Source organism: Campylobacter coli (assembly GCF_009730395.1).
In the GTDB taxonomy this organism is placed as follows: domain Bacteria; phylum Campylobacterota; class Campylobacteria; order Campylobacterales; family Campylobacteraceae; genus Campylobacter_D; species Campylobacter_D coli.
Genome location: NZ_CP046317.1, coordinates 238747 through 255900 on the forward strand (window position 1 = coordinate 238747; position 17154 = coordinate 255900).

At 32.0% G+C, this 17154-nt stretch carries 20 protein-coding genes; 14 read left to right on the forward strand and 6 right to left on the reverse strand.

The features are described from left to right. Nucleotides 1–16: 16 nt before the first annotated feature. From FOC43_RS01165 to lpxD, 4 genes are all read left to right on the forward strand, one after another. Complete coding sequence (locus tag FOC43_RS01165) at nt 17–460, forward strand: GatB/YqeY domain-containing protein (RefSeq protein WP_002777611.1); 444 nt, start codon at nt 17–19, stop codon at nt 458–460. 77 nt (nt 461–537) lie between these two features. Then, the gene (locus tag FOC43_RS01170; RefSeq protein ID WP_002777609.1) at nt 538–2238 is read left to right on the forward strand and encodes an acetolactate synthase large subunit; all 1701 of its coding nucleotides are present in this window, start codon (nt 538–540) and stop codon (nt 2236–2238) included. Continuing rightward, complete coding sequence (ilvN, locus tag FOC43_RS01175; protein ID WP_002777607.1) at nt 2235–2699, forward strand: acetolactate synthase small subunit; 465 nt, start codon at nt 2235–2237, stop codon at nt 2697–2699. The genes FOC43_RS01170 and ilvN overlap by 4 nt, the downstream gene beginning before the upstream one ends. Then, nucleotides 2696–3649, forward strand: coding sequence for a UDP-3-O-(3-hydroxymyristoyl)glucosamine N-acyltransferase (gene lpxD / locus FOC43_RS01180; RefSeq protein ID WP_002777599.1), 954 nt, complete (start codon nt 2696–2698; stop codon nt 3647–3649). Before ilvN ends, lpxD begins: the two co-directional genes overlap by 4 nt. 2 nt (nt 3650–3651) lie before the next feature. On the opposite strand, the gene queA is transcribed toward lpxD, so the two are convergent. The 4 genes from queA to hemW all read right to left on the reverse strand — a co-directional run bounded on the left by queA (nt 3652) and on the right by hemW (nt 6955). Then, complete coding sequence (gene queA / locus FOC43_RS01185) at nt 3652–4677, reverse strand: tRNA preQ1(34) S-adenosylmethionine ribosyltransferase-isomerase QueA (RefSeq protein ID WP_002801361.1); 1026 nt, start codon at nt 4675–4677, stop codon at nt 3652–3654. Beyond that, nucleotides 4674–5420 carry a twin-arginine translocase subunit TatC gene (gene tatC, locus FOC43_RS01190; protein ID WP_004283725.1) on the reverse strand — a complete coding sequence of 249 codons (747 nt, stop codon included), beginning with the start codon at nt 5418–5420 and terminating at the stop codon, nt 4674–4676. The genes queA and tatC overlap by 4 nt, the downstream gene beginning before the upstream one ends. Continuing rightward, a complete protein-coding gene (tatB, locus tag FOC43_RS01195) occupies nt 5421–5825 on the reverse strand; it encodes a Sec-independent protein translocase protein TatB (RefSeq protein ID WP_002782021.1) in 405 nt (134 codons plus the stop codon). A 62-nt stretch (nt 5826–5887) separates the two neighbouring features. Then, complete coding sequence (gene hemW / locus FOC43_RS01200) at nt 5888–6955, reverse strand: radical SAM family heme chaperone HemW (RefSeq protein WP_002786109.1); 1068 nt, start codon at nt 6953–6955, stop codon at nt 5888–5890. 94 nt (nt 6956–7049) lie between these two features. On the opposite strand from hemW, the gene FOC43_RS01205 reads away from it, so the two are divergent. From FOC43_RS01205 to cmoA, 10 genes are read left to right on the forward strand one after another with little or no spacing between them, the layout of a single operon-like run. Then, nucleotides 7050–7520, forward strand: coding sequence for an RNA pyrophosphohydrolase (locus FOC43_RS01205; RefSeq protein ID WP_002777589.1), 471 nt, complete (start codon nt 7050–7052; stop codon nt 7518–7520). Then, on the forward strand, nt 7520–8722 hold the full coding sequence (locus FOC43_RS01210) for an aspartate kinase (RefSeq protein ID WP_002777587.1): 1203 nt from the start codon (nt 7520–7522) through the stop codon (nt 8720–8722). Before FOC43_RS01205 ends, FOC43_RS01210 begins: the two co-directional genes overlap by 1 nt. Continuing rightward, nucleotides 8723–9256 carry a HobA family DNA replication regulator gene (locus tag FOC43_RS01215; RefSeq protein ID WP_002777585.1) on the forward strand — a complete coding sequence of 178 codons (534 nt, stop codon included), beginning with the start codon at nt 8723–8725 and terminating at the stop codon, nt 9254–9256. Further along, nucleotides 9256–9867 (forward strand): DNA polymerase III subunit delta', encoded by a 612-nt coding sequence (locus FOC43_RS01220; RefSeq protein ID WP_002777583.1) that lies wholly within the window; start codon nt 9256–9258, stop codon nt 9865–9867. The genes FOC43_RS01215 and FOC43_RS01220 overlap by 1 nt, the downstream gene beginning before the upstream one ends. After that, nucleotides 9864–11033 carry a dihydropteroate synthase gene (gene folP / locus FOC43_RS01225; RefSeq protein WP_002777574.1) on the forward strand — a complete coding sequence of 390 codons (1170 nt, stop codon included), beginning with the start codon at nt 9864–9866 and terminating at the stop codon, nt 11031–11033. The genes FOC43_RS01220 and folP overlap by 4 nt, the downstream gene beginning before the upstream one ends. Continuing rightward, complete coding sequence (gene ligA / locus FOC43_RS01230) at nt 11034–12977, forward strand: NAD-dependent DNA ligase LigA (protein WP_002845080.1); 1944 nt, start codon at nt 11034–11036, stop codon at nt 12975–12977. It begins immediately after the preceding gene. Further along, on the forward strand, nt 12958–13962 hold the full coding sequence (locus tag FOC43_RS01235; RefSeq protein ID WP_002786117.1) for a hypothetical protein: 1005 nt from the start codon (nt 12958–12960) through the stop codon (nt 13960–13962). Before ligA ends, FOC43_RS01235 begins: the two co-directional genes overlap by 20 nt. Continuing rightward, on the forward strand, nt 13959–14708 hold the full coding sequence (tlyA, locus tag FOC43_RS01240) for a 23S rRNA (cytidine-2'-O)-methyltransferase TlyA (RefSeq protein ID WP_002777566.1): 750 nt from the start codon (nt 13959–13961) through the stop codon (nt 14706–14708). The genes FOC43_RS01235 and tlyA overlap by 4 nt, the downstream gene beginning before the upstream one ends. Beyond that, nucleotides 14677–15513 (forward strand): bifunctional riboflavin kinase/FAD synthetase, encoded by an 837-nt coding sequence (locus FOC43_RS01245; protein WP_002780161.1) that lies wholly within the window; start codon nt 14677–14679, stop codon nt 15511–15513. Before tlyA ends, FOC43_RS01245 begins: the two co-directional genes overlap by 32 nt. 3 nt (nt 15514–15516) lie before the next feature. After that, nucleotides 15517–16221 (forward strand): carboxy-S-adenosyl-L-methionine synthase CmoA, encoded by a 705-nt coding sequence (cmoA, locus tag FOC43_RS01250; RefSeq protein ID WP_002780163.1) that lies wholly within the window; start codon nt 15517–15519, stop codon nt 16219–16221. A gap of 3 nt (nt 16222–16224) precedes the next feature. Here the strand turns inward: cmoA and FOC43_RS01255 are convergent, their stop codons facing one another. Together FOC43_RS01255 and FOC43_RS01260 are read right to left on the reverse strand one after the other, a co-directional pair. Beyond that, the gene (locus FOC43_RS01255) at nt 16225–16443 is read right to left on the reverse strand and encodes an EexN family lipoprotein (protein ID WP_002780165.1); all 219 of its coding nucleotides are present in this window, start codon (nt 16441–16443) and stop codon (nt 16225–16227) included. 78 nt (nt 16444–16521) lie between these two features. Continuing rightward, nucleotides 16522–17154: a trimeric intracellular cation channel family protein gene (locus FOC43_RS01260; RefSeq protein ID WP_002780167.1), complete on the reverse strand. Its 633-nt coding sequence runs from the start codon at nt 17152–17154 to the stop codon at nt 16522–16524.

Sequence of the window (17154 nt, forward strand, 5' to 3'; positions counted from 1 at the left end):
AATAAAAGGATATATAATGAATTTAAAAGAGCAGATATTAAATGATATCAAAGAAGCGATGAAGCAAAAAGATGATTTTAAACGCGATACTTTAAGAACGCTAAATGCCGCGTTTAAACAGGTCGAAGTAGATGAAAGAATAGAGCTAAGTGATGAAAGAATTTTAAAAATTATCGCAAGCGAGATTAAAAAGCGCAAAGATGCTATCGAGCTTTATTCTAAAGGTGGAAGAGAGGATTTGGCACAAAAAGAACAAAAAGAAATAGCACTTTTTGAAAGTTATTTACCTCAGCAATTAAGCGATGAGGAATTGCAAGCAGCTTTAAAAGAAATGATTGCAAATTTAGGGGTTAGTTCTTTAAAAGATCAAGGTTTGGTGATGAAAGAAGCAAAGGCTAAATTTGGAGCAAGGGTGGATGGAAAAAGATTAAATGTAACACTTAGAGAGCTTTTAAATTAAAATTTTCAAACTTTTTTATATTTTATCTAAATAAAAGATTGAATTATTGTTATAATTTGATTTTCAAAGGAGGCCTTATGAGAAAAATAAGCGGTTCGGCAATGATTTGCGAAGCTTTAAAAGAAGAGAATGTTAAGATAGTTTTTGGTTATCCTGGTGGAGCAGCCTTAAATATTTATGATGAAATTTATTTGCAAAAGTATTTTAAGCATATTTTGGTGCGTCATGAGCAAGCTGCTGTACATGCAGCCGATGCTTATGCAAGAATGAGCGGTGAAGTGGGTGTAGCTGTTGTTACAAGCGGACCTGGTTTTACTAATACCATCACAGGACTTGCGACAGCTTATAGTGATTCTATACCTTTGGTTTTGATTTCAGGTCAAGTTGCAAATTCATTAATAGGCACCGATGCTTTTCAAGAAATTGATGCGGTAGGAATTTCTCGCCCCTGTGTAAAACATAATTATTTAGTCACTTGCATAGAAGAATTTCCAAGAATATTAAAAGAGGCTTTTTACATAGCAAAAAGTGGAAGAAAAGGTCCTGTGCATATTGATGTACCAAAAGATGTAAGTGCAGCCCTTGGTATTTGGGATTATCCAAAAGAAATTTCAATGAAAACTTATAAGCCTATTTATAAAGGAAATTCAAAACAAATTAAAAAATTGGCTGAAAATTTAGAAGAAGCTAAGCGTCCTCTTTTTTACCTTGGAGGCGGATGTATAGCATCAAATGCGGCTAATGAGATCAGAGAACTTGTTAAGATTACTCAAATTCCAGCCGTTGAAACCTTAATGGCTCTTGGAACTTTAAGAAGTGATGATGAGCTAAATCTTAAAATGGCAGGAATGCATGGAAGTTATACAGCTAATATGGCTTTGAGTGAATGTGATTTATTGGTAGCAATAGGCGCGCGTTTTGATGATAGGATTACAGGTAAAACAAGTGAATTTGCCAAGCATTCTAAAATAGTGCATATTGATATAGATCCAAGTTCTATTTCTAAGATTATCAATGCGCATTTTCCTATAGTTGGAGATATTAAAGAAGTTGTTAAAGAGCTTTTGGAAGAATTGAAAAAAAATCAATTTAAGTCAAATATCCATGAGTGGAGGCAAACTCTTAAGCGTTATGATGAGCTTTATCCTTTAGCTTATGAAGATAGCGATGAGGTTTTAAAACCTCAATGGGTAATACAAGAATGTGCAAAACTTGCTCCAGATGCAAGGATAATCACTGATGTAGGACAACATCAAATGTGGGTTGCACAATTTTATCCTTTTAATTACCCAAGACAGCTTGCAACCAGTGGCGGACAAGGAACGATGGGGTATTCTTTACCTGCTGCTTTGGGTGCAAAGCTTGCGGTAGGAGAAGAAGTTGTTATAAATTTTGTGGGTGATGGTTCTGTTTTAATGAATATTCAAGAACTGATGACAGCTTATGAAAATGGTATTAAAACCATAAATATTATTTTAAACAATTCATTCTTGGGAATGGTTCGCCAATGGCAAAGCATGTTTTATGAAGAGCATTTTTCGGCTACAGATTTAAGCTTGCAAGCAGATTTTATAAAGATAGCTGAAGGTTTTGGATGTGAAGGATATAATATAAAAACAAAAGATGAGTTTCGCACAGCATTCAAGCAAGCTTTAGAGTCCAATAAAACAAGCTTGCTTAACGTATTTATAGATCGCTTTGAAGATGTGCTTCCTATGGTGCCAGCGGGTGGGGCTATTTATAATATGATTTTACCAAAATTAAAGGATAAGCAATGAGACGTGTTTTATCGGTTATAGTTTTAAATGAACATGGTGTGCTTTCTCGTATCGTAGGACTTTTTTCAGGTAGGGGATATAATATCGATAGCTTAACCGTCGCTCCTTTACTAGGTGGAGAATTTTCTCGTATCAATATAGTTACTTTTGGAGATGAGCGTGTTTTTGAGCAAATAGTAAAGCAGTTGCATAAACTTATACCTACTTATAAGGTAATAGAAAGAGATGAATTTATAGAAAAAGAAATGGCGCTTGTAAAAATTCCACTCAGTGAAAATTTAGGTGGACTTGATGCCGTTTTGAAAGCTTATAATGGTACTATTGCAAATAGCAATGAAAATTTTCTTTTCTTGCTTGTAGCTGATGATACAAATCGTATAGAAAATTTTCTAAAAACAATTAAAAAATACAATCCTAGCGACATTGTTCGCAGTGGATCGGTTTTAATGGAGCTTAAATGAGATTAAAAGAAATAGCGGAATTTTTAAGTTTAGAATACGAAGGCGAAGATATCGAAATAACGGCTTTAAATTCTTTATTGAGGGCGAATTTTACCGAGCTTACTTATTGTGATGGTGAAAGAAATATTAAAGATATACCCAACACAGGAGCAGCAGCGATTTTGGTTGCTAAAGAATATGAAAATTTAGTGCCTAAAGATACAAAAGCTCTCATTACTCAAAGTCCGCATTTGTGTTTTGCTTTTTTGAGTAAAATTTTTGCTAAACCTTTATTTAGCAACGCAAAAGAAAAAGTTCAAAATATAGCAAAAAGTGCAAAAATCATGCCAAATGTTTATATAGGCAATAATGTCAATATAGGCGAAAATGTTGTCATTATGGCAGGAGCTTATATAGGAGATAATGTTAGCATAGGCGAAGAAAGCATTATCCATCCTAATGTGGTGATTTATAATGATAGCAAAATTGGCAAAAAATGTCATCTACTTGCAAATTGCGTAATAGGAAGCGATGGATTTGGTTATGCGCACAATAAAAATGGAGAGCATTATAAAATCTATCACAATGGTAATGTTATCTTAGAAGATTTTGTTGAAATAGGAGCTTGCACAACAATAGATAGAGCAGTGTTTGATAGCACTATCATTAAAGCAGGAACAAAAGTAGATAATCTTGTCCAAATAGGTCATAATTGCGATATAGGACAAAATTGCATTATCGTTGCACAAACTGGAATTTCGGGTTCAAGTGAGCTTGGACGCAATGTGGTTATGGGTGGACAAAGTGCAACGAGCGGCCATTTAAGAATAGGGGATTTTAGCACTATTGCAGCACGCGGTGGTGTGAGTAAAAATCTTGAAGGCGGTAGGGTTTATGGGGGTTTTCCTATAATGCTTCAAAAAGATTGGCTTAAACTTCAAGCAAAAATTGCTATGAAATTTAAAGAATAAATTTATAAAATAAGCATAGCATCGCCATAAGAGTAAAAACGATATTTTTCTTTTATGGCAATATCATAAAGCTTAAGACAATTTTGCCTGCCTATAAATGCTGAAACCAACATAATCAGAGTTGATTTTGGTAGATGAAAATTAGTTAAAAGATAGTCCTGTCTTAAGGGCGGGTTGTGAGGATGCAAAAAAAGATCGCAAAAGCCTTGGTTTTGTTTGGTTCTTGCGTAGTATTCTATAGTCCTTGTTACTGTAGTGCCTACGCCTAAAATCTTTTTTTGGGAATCAATCACTTCACATGCCTTTTTAGGAATATCAAAAAATTCACTATGTATTTTGTGATTTTCTAAATTTTCACATTCTACACTTTTAAAAGTTCCTGCACCAACATGCAAAGTTAAATGATAAATTTCATGTCTTTTTTTTAAATTCTCAAGCATATTTTCACTAAAATGTAAGCTAGCTGTAGGAGCTGCTACTGCCCCTAAATTTTTAGCAAAAATACTTTGATAATCTTCTAAATCACTTTTTTCATCACTTCTTTTGATATAGGGAGGCAAGGGCACATGTCCTATTGTATCAAGGAGTTCATAAAGCTTGAAGGTATTTAAAACTTCATCATTTTGAAAAAATTGCACCTTGCGTAAGCCATCATCTAAAAGTTCTATAACCTTGGCTTTTAAATTTTGTTCAAAAGATAAAATTTCATCTTTTTTAACACGCCCTTTAATTTGTGCTAAAAAAAGCGAATCTTGTGAATCTAAACAGGGTTGATGTAAGAAAAGTTCTATTTTTCCACCGCTTGATTTATTTCCATAAATTCTTGCTTTAATCACCTTAGTATCATTAAAAAAGAGAGCACAATCAGGTAAGAAATCTTGTAAATTTTTAAAAGTAGTATGAGAAATTTGATTATTTTTTTGCTCAAAAACTAAGAGTTTAGCATCTTCTTTAGGATGCACAGGATAAGTAGCTATAAGTTCATTGGGTAAGGTATAATCATAGCTTGAAAGAAGTAAATCTTTCATTTATCGCTTTCTTCTTTTTCTTCATCTTTTGGAGCAGGATTTACTTTTTGAACGATTAAAATAGAAAGTCCATAAAGTCCGCAAAGTGGCCCAGCCATTAAAAATTGAGATAAGACATCAGGTGGAGTCATAAAGGCTGAAAATACAAAGATAGCTAAAACAGCTATGCGAAAATGGCGTTTTAAGAAACTATCATCAATAAGTCCAATTTTAGCAAAGAAAAATGCTATAACAGGCATTTCAAAAGCCAAGCCAAAAGCAACAACTACTTTTGTAAAAAAGTCCACATAAGTTCCTATGGTGATTACAGGATTAAAATCTTCACTTAAACCAAAATTGATTAAAAATTTAAAAGCCAAAGGCACTACAATAAAATAGCAAAAGCAAGCCCCTAAAGCAAACATAATGCTTGCAAAGCTTACAAAAGGTACTACAAGACGCTTTTCATTATCATAAAGACCTGGAGCTACAAATTTCCAAAACTGCCAAAAAATAACAGGTAAAGAAAAGATAAAAGCAGCAAAAAAGCTTACCTTCATAGCTGTAAATAAAGCCTCTTGAACTTCGATAACATTGACATGTTTAGCTATTTCGGGTAAAGCTTGAATAAGAGGTGCTTTTAATACATCTAAGATATAGCTACGAAAAGCAAAACATACTATAAACATTACAATCACACAAGCAACGCTAATAAAAAGACGCTTTCTAAGTTCTATTAAATGGGGTCTTAATTCTTCAAACATTTATTTTTCTACTTTTTCTTGATTTTCAAATGGATTGAGTTTGGGTTTTTGATTTTCATTTGGATTTTGTTCGTTTGGGCTAGGGGTGGAATTTTCTCTGCTATCAAAAGTCAAATCCACTTTAGTTTTATCCAAAATATCTCTTTTTAAATCATCAAATTCTTCAAAACTAAGTTTTTTACGGATGTTTTCATTTGCACTTGAAAATTCATCTTTGTATTTTTTAGCTTCTTCCTTTAAATCATTGATACGAACTTCTTTTTCTATGCTTGATTTTGCATCATCGATATTGCGTTTTAAAGCCTTTAAAATTTTTGCTATTTGCACTATGGCTTCAGGAAGTTTATCAGGCCCTAAAACTAAAATTGCTACTATTAAAATTACAATAATTTCACCAAAACTCATAAACAATACTCTTAAAAATTTGAAATTTTATAAAAGGAACATTTTACTTAAAAAAGTTGAATTTAAGATGAGAGATATAAGGCAAGCTCATCGCTAATTAAAAAATTAAGATTATAATAACGCCCTTTTTCAAATTTGAGCTTTTTTTCTCTTACAAGCAAATTAGCCTTTTCTTTTTGAATTTTACTTAATTTGCATTCTTTAATACCCACTATACTTCTTAGTCCTAAAAATAAATGTTCTAAATTCAAATCTTCTTGATTTAGTTTTTCAACATCTCTAAATATAGGGTTTTGAAGATAGGATTTTAAATTTTTAGCCGTATAAAAACGCTCATTTTTATAGCAACTTACCGCACTCAAACCACAACCTAGATAATCCAAACCCTTCCAGTAGGCTAAATTATGTTTGCAAATTTGGGCATTATTTTTAGCAAAATTGCTGATTTCGTATTGTAAAAATCCAAGATTTTGAAGTTCTTGGATGAAAAATTTCATTAAATAGGGTGCGTTTTTTTTAAAATGTTCCTTTTTTGCAAAAGCACTCAGTGGTTCTATGGTAAGATTATAAGCACTTAGATGAGTGATTAAATTTTTAATTTGTTTTAATTGTTCAAGTTCAAATTCAAGCATTTTTTTATCGTCTAATTTTGTATCATAAATCAAGTCTAAATTAATCTTTTTAAATCCCAATTTGTTCACATTTTCTAATGCTTTAAAAATCATTTTTTGATCGTGAATTCTTCCTAAAAATTCCAGCTTTTTAGGATGAAAGCTTTGTGCTCCAAAAGAGATACGATTAAGCCCTAAATTTTTCATTGTTTTAAGCCATTCTATATCGGCTGAATTGGGATTGGCCTCGCTTGAAAATTCTATATTTTTACTTAAAAAAGGTTCTAAAAGTGTTAAGATCATTTCAAAATTTTTTGCACTAACAGCACTTGGGGTGCCTCCTCCTATAAAGAGGGTTTTAATGCTGTTTTTTTTGATATTTAATTTTTGCAAGTGAAAAGAAATATCTTCATATAAAGCCTCAAAATACCTATTTTCATAATCATGTTTTTTTAGACTCGTAAAAGCACAATAATGGCATTTGCTTTCGCAAAAAGGGATATGAATATATAAATGCATAAAAACCTTAAAATTTATAATGTTATTTTCTTATTTTAATGAAATTTTGATTTCATTTAGGTTAAAATTATAAGCTTAAAATTGAAGGAAAAAAGTGGAAAAAGAAAAAAAATATAGACCCAATGTCGCTGCTATTGTTTTATCAAGCGCTTATCCTTTTGAGTGTAAGCTTTTTATAGCTAAAAGAAGCGATATGGATAATATTTGGCAGTTTCCACAAGGTGGTATCGATGAGGGAGAAGACCCTAAAAGTGCTGTATTAAGAGAGCTTAAAGAAGAGATTGGCACAGACGAAGTGGAAATCATAGCTGAGCACCCTGAATGGTTGAGTTATGACTTTCCAGAAAAGGTTGCTAAAAAAATGTATCCTTATGATGGACAAAGCCAAAAATATTTTTTAGTACGATTAAAACATGGCGCTAAAATTAATATTAATACAAAACATCCTGAATTTGATGCTTATCAATTTGTCGGAGTAAAACAAGTGTTTGAAATCATAAATCATTTCAAAAGAAATATTTATGTTAAAGTTATTAAATATTTTGAAGAGAAAGGTTATATTTAATGCTTATAGTTCAAAAATATGGCGGAACAAGTGTCGGCACTTTAGAACGCATTGATGCAGTAGCAGAGCGTGTCATAAAAAGTGCAAAAGAGGGACATCAACTTGTGGTTGTAGTTTCAGCGATGAGCGGAGTTACAAATACTTTAATAGAGCAAGCAGAATATTTTAGTAAAAATCCTAATGGCAAAGATATGGATATGCTTTTAAGTAGTGGTGAGCGCGTAACGAGTGCTTTATTGTCTATTGCACTAAATGAAAGGGGATATCCTTCTCTTGCTTTTTCAGGAAGAAAGGCAGGAATTATTACAGATAGCGTTTCTACAAAGGCTAGAATTTCTTATATCGACACTCAAGCAATCACCAAGGCTTTAAATGAAGGAAAGATAGTTGTTGTAGCAGGCTTTCAAGGAGTTGATAAAGAGGGTGATGTTACAACTTTAGGGCGTGGCGGAAGTGATTTGAGTGCGGTTGCTGTTGCGGGAGCTCTTAAGGCGGATTTATGTGAAATTTATACCGATGTGGATGGAGTTTATACTACAGATCCAAGGATTGAACCAAAGGCAAAAAAACTTGATAAAATTTCTTATGAAGAAATGCTTGAACTTGCTAGTTTGGGGGCTAAGGTTTTACAAAATCGCTCGGTTGAACTTGCAAAAAAATTAAATGTAAAATTAGTTACTAGAAGTAGTTTTAATGATAATGAGGGTACAATGATAACAAAAGAAGATGGAATGGAACAAGCTTTAGTTAGCGGTATTGCTTTAGATAGAAATCAAGCAAGAGTAACTTTAAGAAATATAGAAGATAAACCAGGGATTGCAGCTGAAATTTTTTCTGTTTTAGCGGATGAAAATATCAATGTAGATATGATCATACAAAATGTTGGGGTAGATGGAGCTACAAATTTAGGATTTACCGTGCCTCAAAACGAGCTTGATTTGGCAAAAAATGCTATGCAGAAAATTTTAGGTTCTAAGACAACTATAGAAAGTGATAGTGCTGTGGTTAAGGTTTCTATAGTGGGCGTGGGTATGAAATCACATTCGGGTGTAGCAAGTAAAGCCTTTAAAGCTTTGGCGGATGAGGGTATTAATATAGGTATGATTTCTACAAGCGAGATTAAAATTTCAATGATTGTACATGAAAAATATGGCGAGCTTGCGGTAAGAGCCTTGCATGAGTGCTATGGACTTGATAAATAAATGAGCGATTTTTTAAGTTTTACACTTGAAAATATCCGCAATGGCGGAACATTTATGGCTTGGATGGAGTCCCGTCGTTTAGAATGGGCTCCTTTAATGGCCGCAAGATTAAGATACCTTTTAGAGGGGCGAACCTTTGTTTTAATGTGTGATGAACAAAGGGCTTGGTATGAAGAATACTTTTTAGCAAATATAAATTCCAAAACTACTCGCCCCATGCTTCCTTTTGTGTCTTTAAAATCTTTATGTAAAAAAAAGATACAAAATATCGAAGATATAGCCTTGCTTAATGATTTACTTGATATTTCGTTTCCTAATGGCTTTATTTATTTTTATATAGGAAGTGCAAGCGATAAGAAATCATTAATCGCTAAATCACGCGACGATAGTCTTTTATGGCTTTTTGATGAGCAATTGCAAGATAGTTTTTATTTGAATTCCAAAGATAAAGATTTGGATGTCAAGCTTATCACTCTTTATAAACTTTTTGATACGAGTTTGGATGCGATTTTATTTTCCAAAGTGAGTCTTTAGTGTTTGTAAGTAAAATTATCATCACTGATGATTTTGACGGTATTAGAGCTGAACTTTTAAAACAATTTCATCCTAATTCTTTGCGTTTTATACCTAAAGAAGTTGCAAGTGAGTTTTTAATCGATGATGCTAAGGCAGTTGAAAAGGAAAGTTATATCGCAGAAACAAGTGAAAAAATCATTGTTTTAATGGCGAATTCTTTTAGGATAGAAGCTCAAAATTTTTTACTCAAGCTTCTTGAAGAGCCACCAAAAAATATCAAATTTCTCATCGTAGTTCCTTCTAAAAATTTACTTTTGCCCACTATAAAATCGCGTCTTATTTGTGAAAAACGCAACAAAATAAAGGCTAAAAATACTTTAAATTTAGAACTTAATAAAATGGATTTAAAGACTTTGTTTGAGTTTTTACAAGAAAATGAAAATTTAGATAAAGCAGAATTAATGGAAAAAATCGCACTGATTGCAGAAGAAAGTGTTAAATTTAAAGATTTTAATGCCGATGAGCTTGAATTTTTTTATGAAAGCTATGAGCTTGCAAAATTAAATTCCAAAAGCTCTTTGATACTGGCTACGCTTTTATTAAATTATTATACAAAGAATGAAAAATGAAATTTTTTAAAATCAATCCAAACACTGATTTTAACTTACTTTGCTCTTTTATAAATCCTCATAAAATGGGGCAAAAAATTATGAGTGAAAAAACTCAAATTCATTTTATTTTGATTAAAGATATAGCTACTCCTGCGGCAAATATTTTAAAACAAGATGCCTTAAGGGTGGGAGCTGAGCTTATAACACACAAGGAAGTCATCACTGCTAAAATCACATATTCTAATGCACTTTTAATGGCCACAAAAGAACAAATTCAAAAACTTATAAACAAAGAAAAACTTCAAGATTTTGGGCTTAAAAATTTAGCTAGGTTTTTAGAAAATGATTTTTCAAAACCAAAGCAAGCAGAGCTTATGGCGGTTATAAATGTCAATGAAGATAGTTTTAATGCTGATTCTAGGGTGAGTTATAAAGATTTTGAAGAAAGATTAAATGAAATTTTGGCCTTAAATCCCGAGTATATTGATATAGGAGCGGTAAGCTCTAGGCCAAAAAGCGTGTATTGTGGCAAGGAAGAAGAGTTTAGATATTGTGGCAAGGAAGAAGAGTTTAGAAGACTTAAAAATGTGTTGGATTTAATTTATGATAAAAATTATTATGAAAAAGCCATTTTTAGTTTGGATAGTTTTGATGAATATTGCTTAGAATACGCTTTAAACAAAGGCTTTAAATTTATCAATGATATCAGCAGCTTAAGAAATCTGAATTTAGCTAAACTTGCAAGCAAATACAATGCAAAATACTGCCTTATGCATATGCAAAATGATCCTTTAACCATGCAAGATGATCCAAGATATGATGATTTGCTTGATGAAATGAGTAGTTTTTTTAAAGAAAAACTTGAAATTTTAGATACTTTAGGAGTGAAAGAAAGCATTTTAGATGTGGGAATTGGCTTTGGCAAAAGTGCAGAACACAATATGATTTTAATCAAGCATTTAGAACATTTTTTGCAATTTAAAAAGCCCTTGCTTATAGGAGCAAGTCGCAAAAGTGTGATCAATGCGTATTATGAAAGTGAAGTTAAAGATCGCTTAGCGGGGACTTTGTATTTGCATTTAAAGGCTTTTGAAAATGGCGCGAGCATTATAAGGGTGCATGATTTATACGAACATAAACAGCTTTTTGCAATGGCAAATGCGATGCAAAGCATAGGAGTTTAAATGACAAAAAAAGAGTATTTAGAAAAAGTTGCCTTGGCTGCTTCTTGGATGAGGGCGTATTATGAAAAAGATGAACCCTTGGCTAGCGATGAAGAATACGATGCTTTAATCAGAGAATTAAGAGTTTTTGAAGAACAAAATAAAGATGAAATTTCAAAAGACTCTCCAACGCAAAAAATAGCTCCTACTATACAAAGCGAGTTTAAAAAAATAGCTCATTTAAAGCGTATGTGGTCGATGGAAGATGTGTTTGATGAGAGTGAGCTTAGGGCTTGGGCAAAACGCGCAAAATGTGAAAAAAACTTTTTTATAGAGCCTAAATTTGATGGAGCGAGTTTAAATTTGCTTTATGAAAATGGTAAATTAGTAAGCGGCGCCACTAGAGGCGATGGCGAAGTGGGTGAGGATATAACGCTTAATGTGCTTGAAATCGACAATATCCCAAAAACTATAAATTATAAAGAAAAGATAGAAATTCGTGGAGAAGTGGTGATTTTAAAAGATGATTTTGAGAAAATCAACGAAAAAAGAGCCCTTTTAAATCAAAGTTTATTTGCCAATCCACGCAATGCTGCAAGTGGGAGTTTAAGGCAGCTTGATACAAGTATCACTAAAGAAAGAAATTTGAAATTTTATCCTTGGGGAGTAGGGGAAAATACCTTAAATTTTACCAAGCACAGCGAAGTGATGCAATTTATCAGAGAGCTTGGTTTTTTAAAGGATGATTTTATTAAGCTTTGTGCTAATTTAGACGAAGTTTTAAAAGCTTATAACGAGCTTTTAAGCCTAAGAGATCAAAAGCCTATGATGATGGATGGAATGGTGGTAAGAGTTGATGATCTTGCACTTTGCAAAGAGCTAGGCTATACGGTAAAATTTCCAAAATTTATGGCAGCTTTTAAATTTCCCGCACTTGAAAAAACCACGCGTTTAATAGGAGTAAATTTACAAGTAGGAAGAAGCGGAGTGATCACTCCTGTGGCGGTTTTAGAACCTGTAAATTTAGATGGGGTTGTAGTAAAATCAGCCACACTTCATAATTTTGATGAGATTGCAAGACTTGATGTTAAAATCAATGATTTTGTAAGCGTGATAAGAAGTGGTGATGTTATCCCTAAAATCACTAAGGTTTTTAAAGAGCGTAGAGAAGGTTTAGAGATGGAAATTTCACGCCCTAAGCTTTGTCCTACTTGTCAAAGTGAGCTTTTGGATGAAGGAACTTTAATAAAATGTCAAAATATTGATTGTGAGGATAGACTTGTAAATTCTATCATTCATTTTGTTTCTAAAAAATGTCTTAATATCGACGGACTTGGAGAAAATATAGTCGAGCTTTTGTTTAAAGAGAAAAAAATAAACACACTTGAGAGTATTTTTCATCTTAAATTTAGTGATTTTGAAGGCTTGGAAGGTTTTAAAGAAAAAAAGATCAATAATATTTTAAATGCCATTGAGCAAGCAAGGGATTGTGAGCTTTTTCGTTTTATTACCGCCTTGGGGATCGAGCATATTGGAGAAGTGGCTGCTAAAAAGCTAGCTTTAAGTTTTGGTAAAGAATGGCATAAACAAAGTTTAGAAGCTTATGCAAATTTAGAAGGTTTTGGTGAGCAAATGGCTCTTTCTTTGTGTGAGTTTTCTCGTGTAAATAGTGCAAGAATTGATGAGTTTTATAAGCTTTTAAATTTAAAAGAGCAAAAGGTGCAAATTCAAGAAGATAGTGTTATTTTTGGCAAGACTTTCGTGATCACAGGCGCGCTTTCACGCCCTAGAGATGAGTTTAAAAATCTAATAGAAAGTCTTGGAGGTAAGGTTAGTGGATCGGTTTCTAAAAAGACTGATTATGTGCTTTTTGGTCAAGAAGCAGGTTCTAAACTCGACAAGGCTCAAGAGCTGGGTGTAAAATGTATTGATGAGAATGAATTCAATGAGCTTATTGAAAAATAATATTCAGCTATTTGTTTTATTGAGTATTTTTGCATTTTTATTTTTTTGGCAAAAATTTGCTTGGGTTTCGCTTTTTTTAATCCCTATTTTTTTAGCATTTTTTTTGGAATTTTTTTATTTTTTAAGGCTTAGAAAAAATATCATAAAAGAAGCAACGATGATTAAAGATAGTTTGATTTATCGTGTGAGTGCGGGAGATTTTTATATCTATAGCTTGAGTTTTTTTATGGCCTTGTTTGCACTTGCTTCTTTGTTTTTAAATTTGATCAGTTTTGAAAAACAAGATGGATTTTTTTTGTTTGTACTCTTGCCTTTATTTTTATTTTTTTTCAAGCAAAAACTTCAGTTGCAGTTTTTAGATAATGCTTATAATGATTTTAGAATAATCATTTTATCAAGCTTGATTTTAGCTTTGTTATATGCGATTTTTAATGGGGTGGTAAATCCTATACAAAGTTTTAATCTTGAAGATTTTAATCAAAGTATTATTTATTATAAAAACTCAAAGTTTTTTATTTTTGATTTAATTTCTCAAATTTTAACACTTATAAATGCTTTAAAAGAATATTTTTTATATTCTTTGGGGCTTTTTTGGTTTAGGGTTTTAAATTTTATTTTTGATTTTATTAATTTTTTTATTTTTTGCTCCTTTGTGGCCTATCTTTATAATTTTGCTTTTAAGGCAAAAAAGAAAACTTATGTTTTTGTCTTTTCATTTTTTATAACTCTAGCTTCATTTTTTATCATAGAGGATAAAAACCAAAATCCAAAAGCTTATCAAAAAGAGCTTGTTTTGATGATGAATAATCTTTCTTTTTTAAAAGAGCAAAATTTAAGTATGCTTCAAAATGATAAAGATAGACTAGTTAAAAATTTAAAACAAGTGCAAGAACTTTTGGATAAAAATGCCTTTGAGATAGGAATTTGGTGGTTTTCCAAAGAGAAAGAAGAATTGCAAAAAGCCTTAAATGAAAGTCTTCAATGAGATATGATATTTTTGTAGCAAAGCGTTTAAATCTTAGCAGAAATAAAGCTTTGGAATTGATAGAAAATGAAGAAATTTTACTTAATTCCAAGCCTTATAAAGCTTCTTTTGATGTGCAAAATTTGCTTAAAAATAAGATAGCAGATCAAGAAGAGCTTTTAAATTCTAAAGAATTAAATTTAGAGCTTTTAGGCGAGCTTTATGTTTCTCGCGCGGCTTTTAAGCTCAAATATTTTTTAGAAAATCATAATATCAATATAGCAAATAAAACCTGCCTTGATATAGGTTCAAGTACGGGTGGTTTTGTGCAAATTTTATTAGAACACAAGGCTTTAAAAGTAAGTGCTTTAGATGTGGGTGATAATCAACTCCATCCTAGTTTACGCGATGATAAAAGGATTGAAATTATTGAAAATACAGATTTAAGAACTTTTAAAAGCGAGCAAAAATTTGATTTCATCACTTGTGATGTTAGTTTTATTTCTTTAGCTTATTTGCTCTCGTATATCGATAATTTAGCTTTAAAGGATATAGTTTTGCTTTTTAAGCCTCAATTTGAAGTTGGCAAGCAAGCAAAAAGAGATAAAAAGGGTGTTTTAAAAGATGAAAAAGCCGTGTTTAAAGCTATGAGAGAATTTGAAAATGCTTGCGCGCGTTTAGGTTGGATCTTGCAATGTTGTGAAGAGTCTAAAATCAAAGGAAAAGAGGGTAATATTGAATATTTTTACTACTACACTAAAAAATAATATTAAAACTTTAGCCATAGGATGTTTTGATGGAGTTCATTTAGGACATAGAAAACTTATAGAATGTTTAGATGATTCTGGAGCTCTTTTGATTATCGATAAATTTAAGGGTAAAAAACTTTGTACCAATCAAGACAAAGCATTCCTAGCTCAAAAAGAGATTATAGAGCTTGATTTTGAAAACATCAAAGCTTTAGATGGTAAGGATTTTTTACAAGCTTTAAAAGAAGAATTTGTAAATTTGGAGCGTATAGTTGTAGGTTTTGATTTTTCTTTTGGAAAAAATAGAAGTTATAAGGCAAAAGATATAGAAGCCCTTAGTGGGATTAAAACAACGATCATAGATGAATTTAAGCTAGATGGAGTAGGTGTTCATGCAAGCTTGATTAAAGAGTATTTGACGCAAGGTGATATCAAAAAGGCAAATTCTTTTTTGGGGCGAAATTATGCAATCAAAGGCAAGCTTATAAAGGGTCAAGGGCTTGGCTCAAAAGAGCTTTTTGCAACTTTAAATTTAGAATGCGAGGAATATTTTTTACCTAAAAATGGCGTTTATGCTAGCATCGTGAGTTTTCATGATAAGCGCTATAAGAGTGTAAGTTTTGTGGGTGTGCGCTCTAGTGATATGCAATTTGCCATAGAAAGTCATATTATAGAAAAATTTGATGAAAGCTTAGCTATAGGAGAAGTTTTGGAGCTTGAATTTGTAGAATTTCTAAGAGAAAATCAAAAATTTAACGACCTTGCCCAACTTAAAGAACAAATTTCAAAAGATATAAATCAAGCTAAAGAGTGTTTAGGATAAAAAATGAAAGATGAACTTTTTAAAGAAAAGCTAACCAAACAATTTGAATTTGATAAGAGTGTCGCAAGTGTTTTTGATGATATGATTAATCGCTCTGTGCCTTTTTATAGGGAAAATTTAGAACTTTGTGCAAATTTGATAAAAAAATTGACTAAAGAGGGAGCAAAGGTTTGTGATTTGGGTTGTTCTAGTGCGAATTTTTTAATTTTTTTAGCCAGCTTAAGAAAAGATCTTAAGCTTTTTGGTGCGGATAATGCACCTTCTATGCTTGAAATCGCCAAATCAAAAGCACAAGCTTATGGCTTAAATATAGAATTTTTTGAAGCGAATTTGTGTGATTTTGTTTTTTTTCAAAGTGATGTATTTGTAGCTAATTATACTTTGCAATTCATCCGTCCGCCTAAAAGACAAGAACTTGTTAATGAAATTTATAAGAATTTAAACAAAGGTGGTATTTTTATCATGAGTGAAAAAATTCTTTATGAAGATGCTTTTTTGTCTAAAAATATGATAGAACTTTATGCAGATTATAAAGAAAGACAAGGTTATTCTAAAATCGAAATTGCAGCCAAAAGGGAGGCTTTGGAAAATGTTCTTATCCCTTATAGTGAAAAAGAAAATTTAGATATGCTTAAGAATGCAGGATTTGAAAAAATAGAAAGTGTTTTTAAGTGGGTTAATTTTGAAACCTTTATAGCCTTTAAATAAAAATTATCTTGTTTGTGTATCATGGCCTTCATCCCAATCTTCTTTTGGGATAGCAACGCTATGAGCATTTACACAATCTTGACTGATGATAGATTTCAAACGACATTCATCACTTCTTTTTTTGGCTTCTTCGGGATGAGCTTTGTAGTATTCTACACTTTTGGTTTGTTCACAAGCTGTAAAAAATAAACAAATAAGGGTAAGTAGTATTGCTTTATTCATAGTATTTTCCTTAAAAAGCATAATTAAACTTTTATCACGCTTCTTTTTATCTTAGCAAATTTTTATAAATACAATTCATTATTTTTCCTCATTATAAGAAAAAATGGGTAAGGACCATTGGTATTTGATCGCTAAAAGCCTAGCTGTAACTCCTACAAATAGCGTTACAAGCGTGCAAATTAAAGCATGCAGTTGAAGATAAACCATTAAAGTATAATAAATCGCCCCTGCTATGATTGCGATTCCTGCATAAATTTCTTTTTGGAAAACTAAAGGAATTCTCATGCATAAAATATCTCTTAAAATTCCACCAAAAACACCTGTAATCACTGCTGCAGAGATTGCGATGATAAAGCCATGGTTTTGTTCTATTGCAATTTGTGCGCCAAGTATGCTAAAGACTACAAGTCCTATGGCATCAAGCGTTAAAAATAAACTTTCTAATCTGCTAACAATGCGTGGAATTTTAGTGGCAACAAGAGCACAAAGGCAAATTAAAACAATATATTCAGGATGTTTAACCCAAGTAAGTGGATAATGACCTAAAAGCACATCGCGTATGCTTCCACCTCCTATGGCAGTTACTAAGGCTATGAAAATTACTCCAAAAAGATCCATTTTATGTCTGCCTGCAGCCAAGGCACCTGTCATACCCTCTGCTGAAATTCCTATAATGTAAAGTATGGTTATGGTTAAAGCACTGATTTCCAT

Bases quoted from the DNA above. Each gene is read 5' to 3' on its own strand.
- FOC43_RS01165 (WP_002777611.1), top strand. From the start codon at position 17: ATGAATTTAAAAGAGCAGATATTAAATGATATCAAAGAAGCGATGAAG.
- FOC43_RS01170 (WP_002777609.1), top strand. From the start codon at position 538: ATGAGAAAAATAAGCGGTTCGGCAATGATTTGCGAAGCTTTAAAAGAA.
- ilvN (WP_002777607.1), top strand. From the start codon at position 2,235: ATGAGACGTGTTTTATCGGTTATAGTTTTAAATGAACATGGTGTGCTT.
- lpxD (WP_002777599.1), top strand. From the start codon at position 2,696: ATGAGATTAAAAGAAATAGCGGAATTTTTAAGTTTAGAATACGAAGGC.
- queA (WP_002801361.1), bottom strand. From the start codon at position 4,677: ATGAAAGATTTACTTCTTTCAAGCTATGATTATACCTTACCCAATGAA.
- tatC (WP_004283725.1), bottom strand. From the start codon at position 5,420: ATGTTTGAAGAATTAAGACCCCATTTAATAGAACTTAGAAAGCGTCTT.
- tatB (WP_002782021.1), bottom strand. From the start codon at position 5,825: ATGAGTTTTGGTGAAATTATTGTAATTTTAATAGTAGCAATTTTAGTT.
- hemW (WP_002786109.1), bottom strand. From the start codon at position 6,955: ATGCATTTATATATTCATATCCCTTTTTGCGAAAGCAAATGCCATTAT.
- FOC43_RS01210 (WP_002777587.1), top strand. From the start codon at position 7,520: ATGCTTATAGTTCAAAAATATGGCGGAACAAGTGTCGGCACTTTAGAA.
- FOC43_RS01215 (WP_002777585.1), top strand. From the start codon at position 8,723: ATGAGCGATTTTTTAAGTTTTACACTTGAAAATATCCGCAATGGCGGA.
- folP (WP_002777574.1), top strand. From the start codon at position 9,864: ATGAAATTTTTTAAAATCAATCCAAACACTGATTTTAACTTACTTTGC.
- ligA (WP_002845080.1), top strand. From the start codon at position 11,034: ATGACAAAAAAAGAGTATTTAGAAAAAGTTGCCTTGGCTGCTTCTTGG.
- FOC43_RS01235 (WP_002786117.1), top strand. From the start codon at position 12,958: ATGAGCTTATTGAAAAATAATATTCAGCTATTTGTTTTATTGAGTATT.
- tlyA (WP_002777566.1), top strand. From the start codon at position 13,959: ATGAGATATGATATTTTTGTAGCAAAGCGTTTAAATCTTAGCAGAAAT.
- cmoA (WP_002780163.1), top strand. From the start codon at position 15,517: ATGAAAGATGAACTTTTTAAAGAAAAGCTAACCAAACAATTTGAATTT.
- FOC43_RS01255 (WP_002780165.1), bottom strand. From the start codon at position 16,443: ATGAATAAAGCAATACTACTTACCCTTATTTGTTTATTTTTTACAGCT.
- FOC43_RS01260 (WP_002780167.1), bottom strand. From the start codon at position 17,154: ATGGAAATCAGTGCTTTAACCATAACCATACTTTACATTATAGGAATT.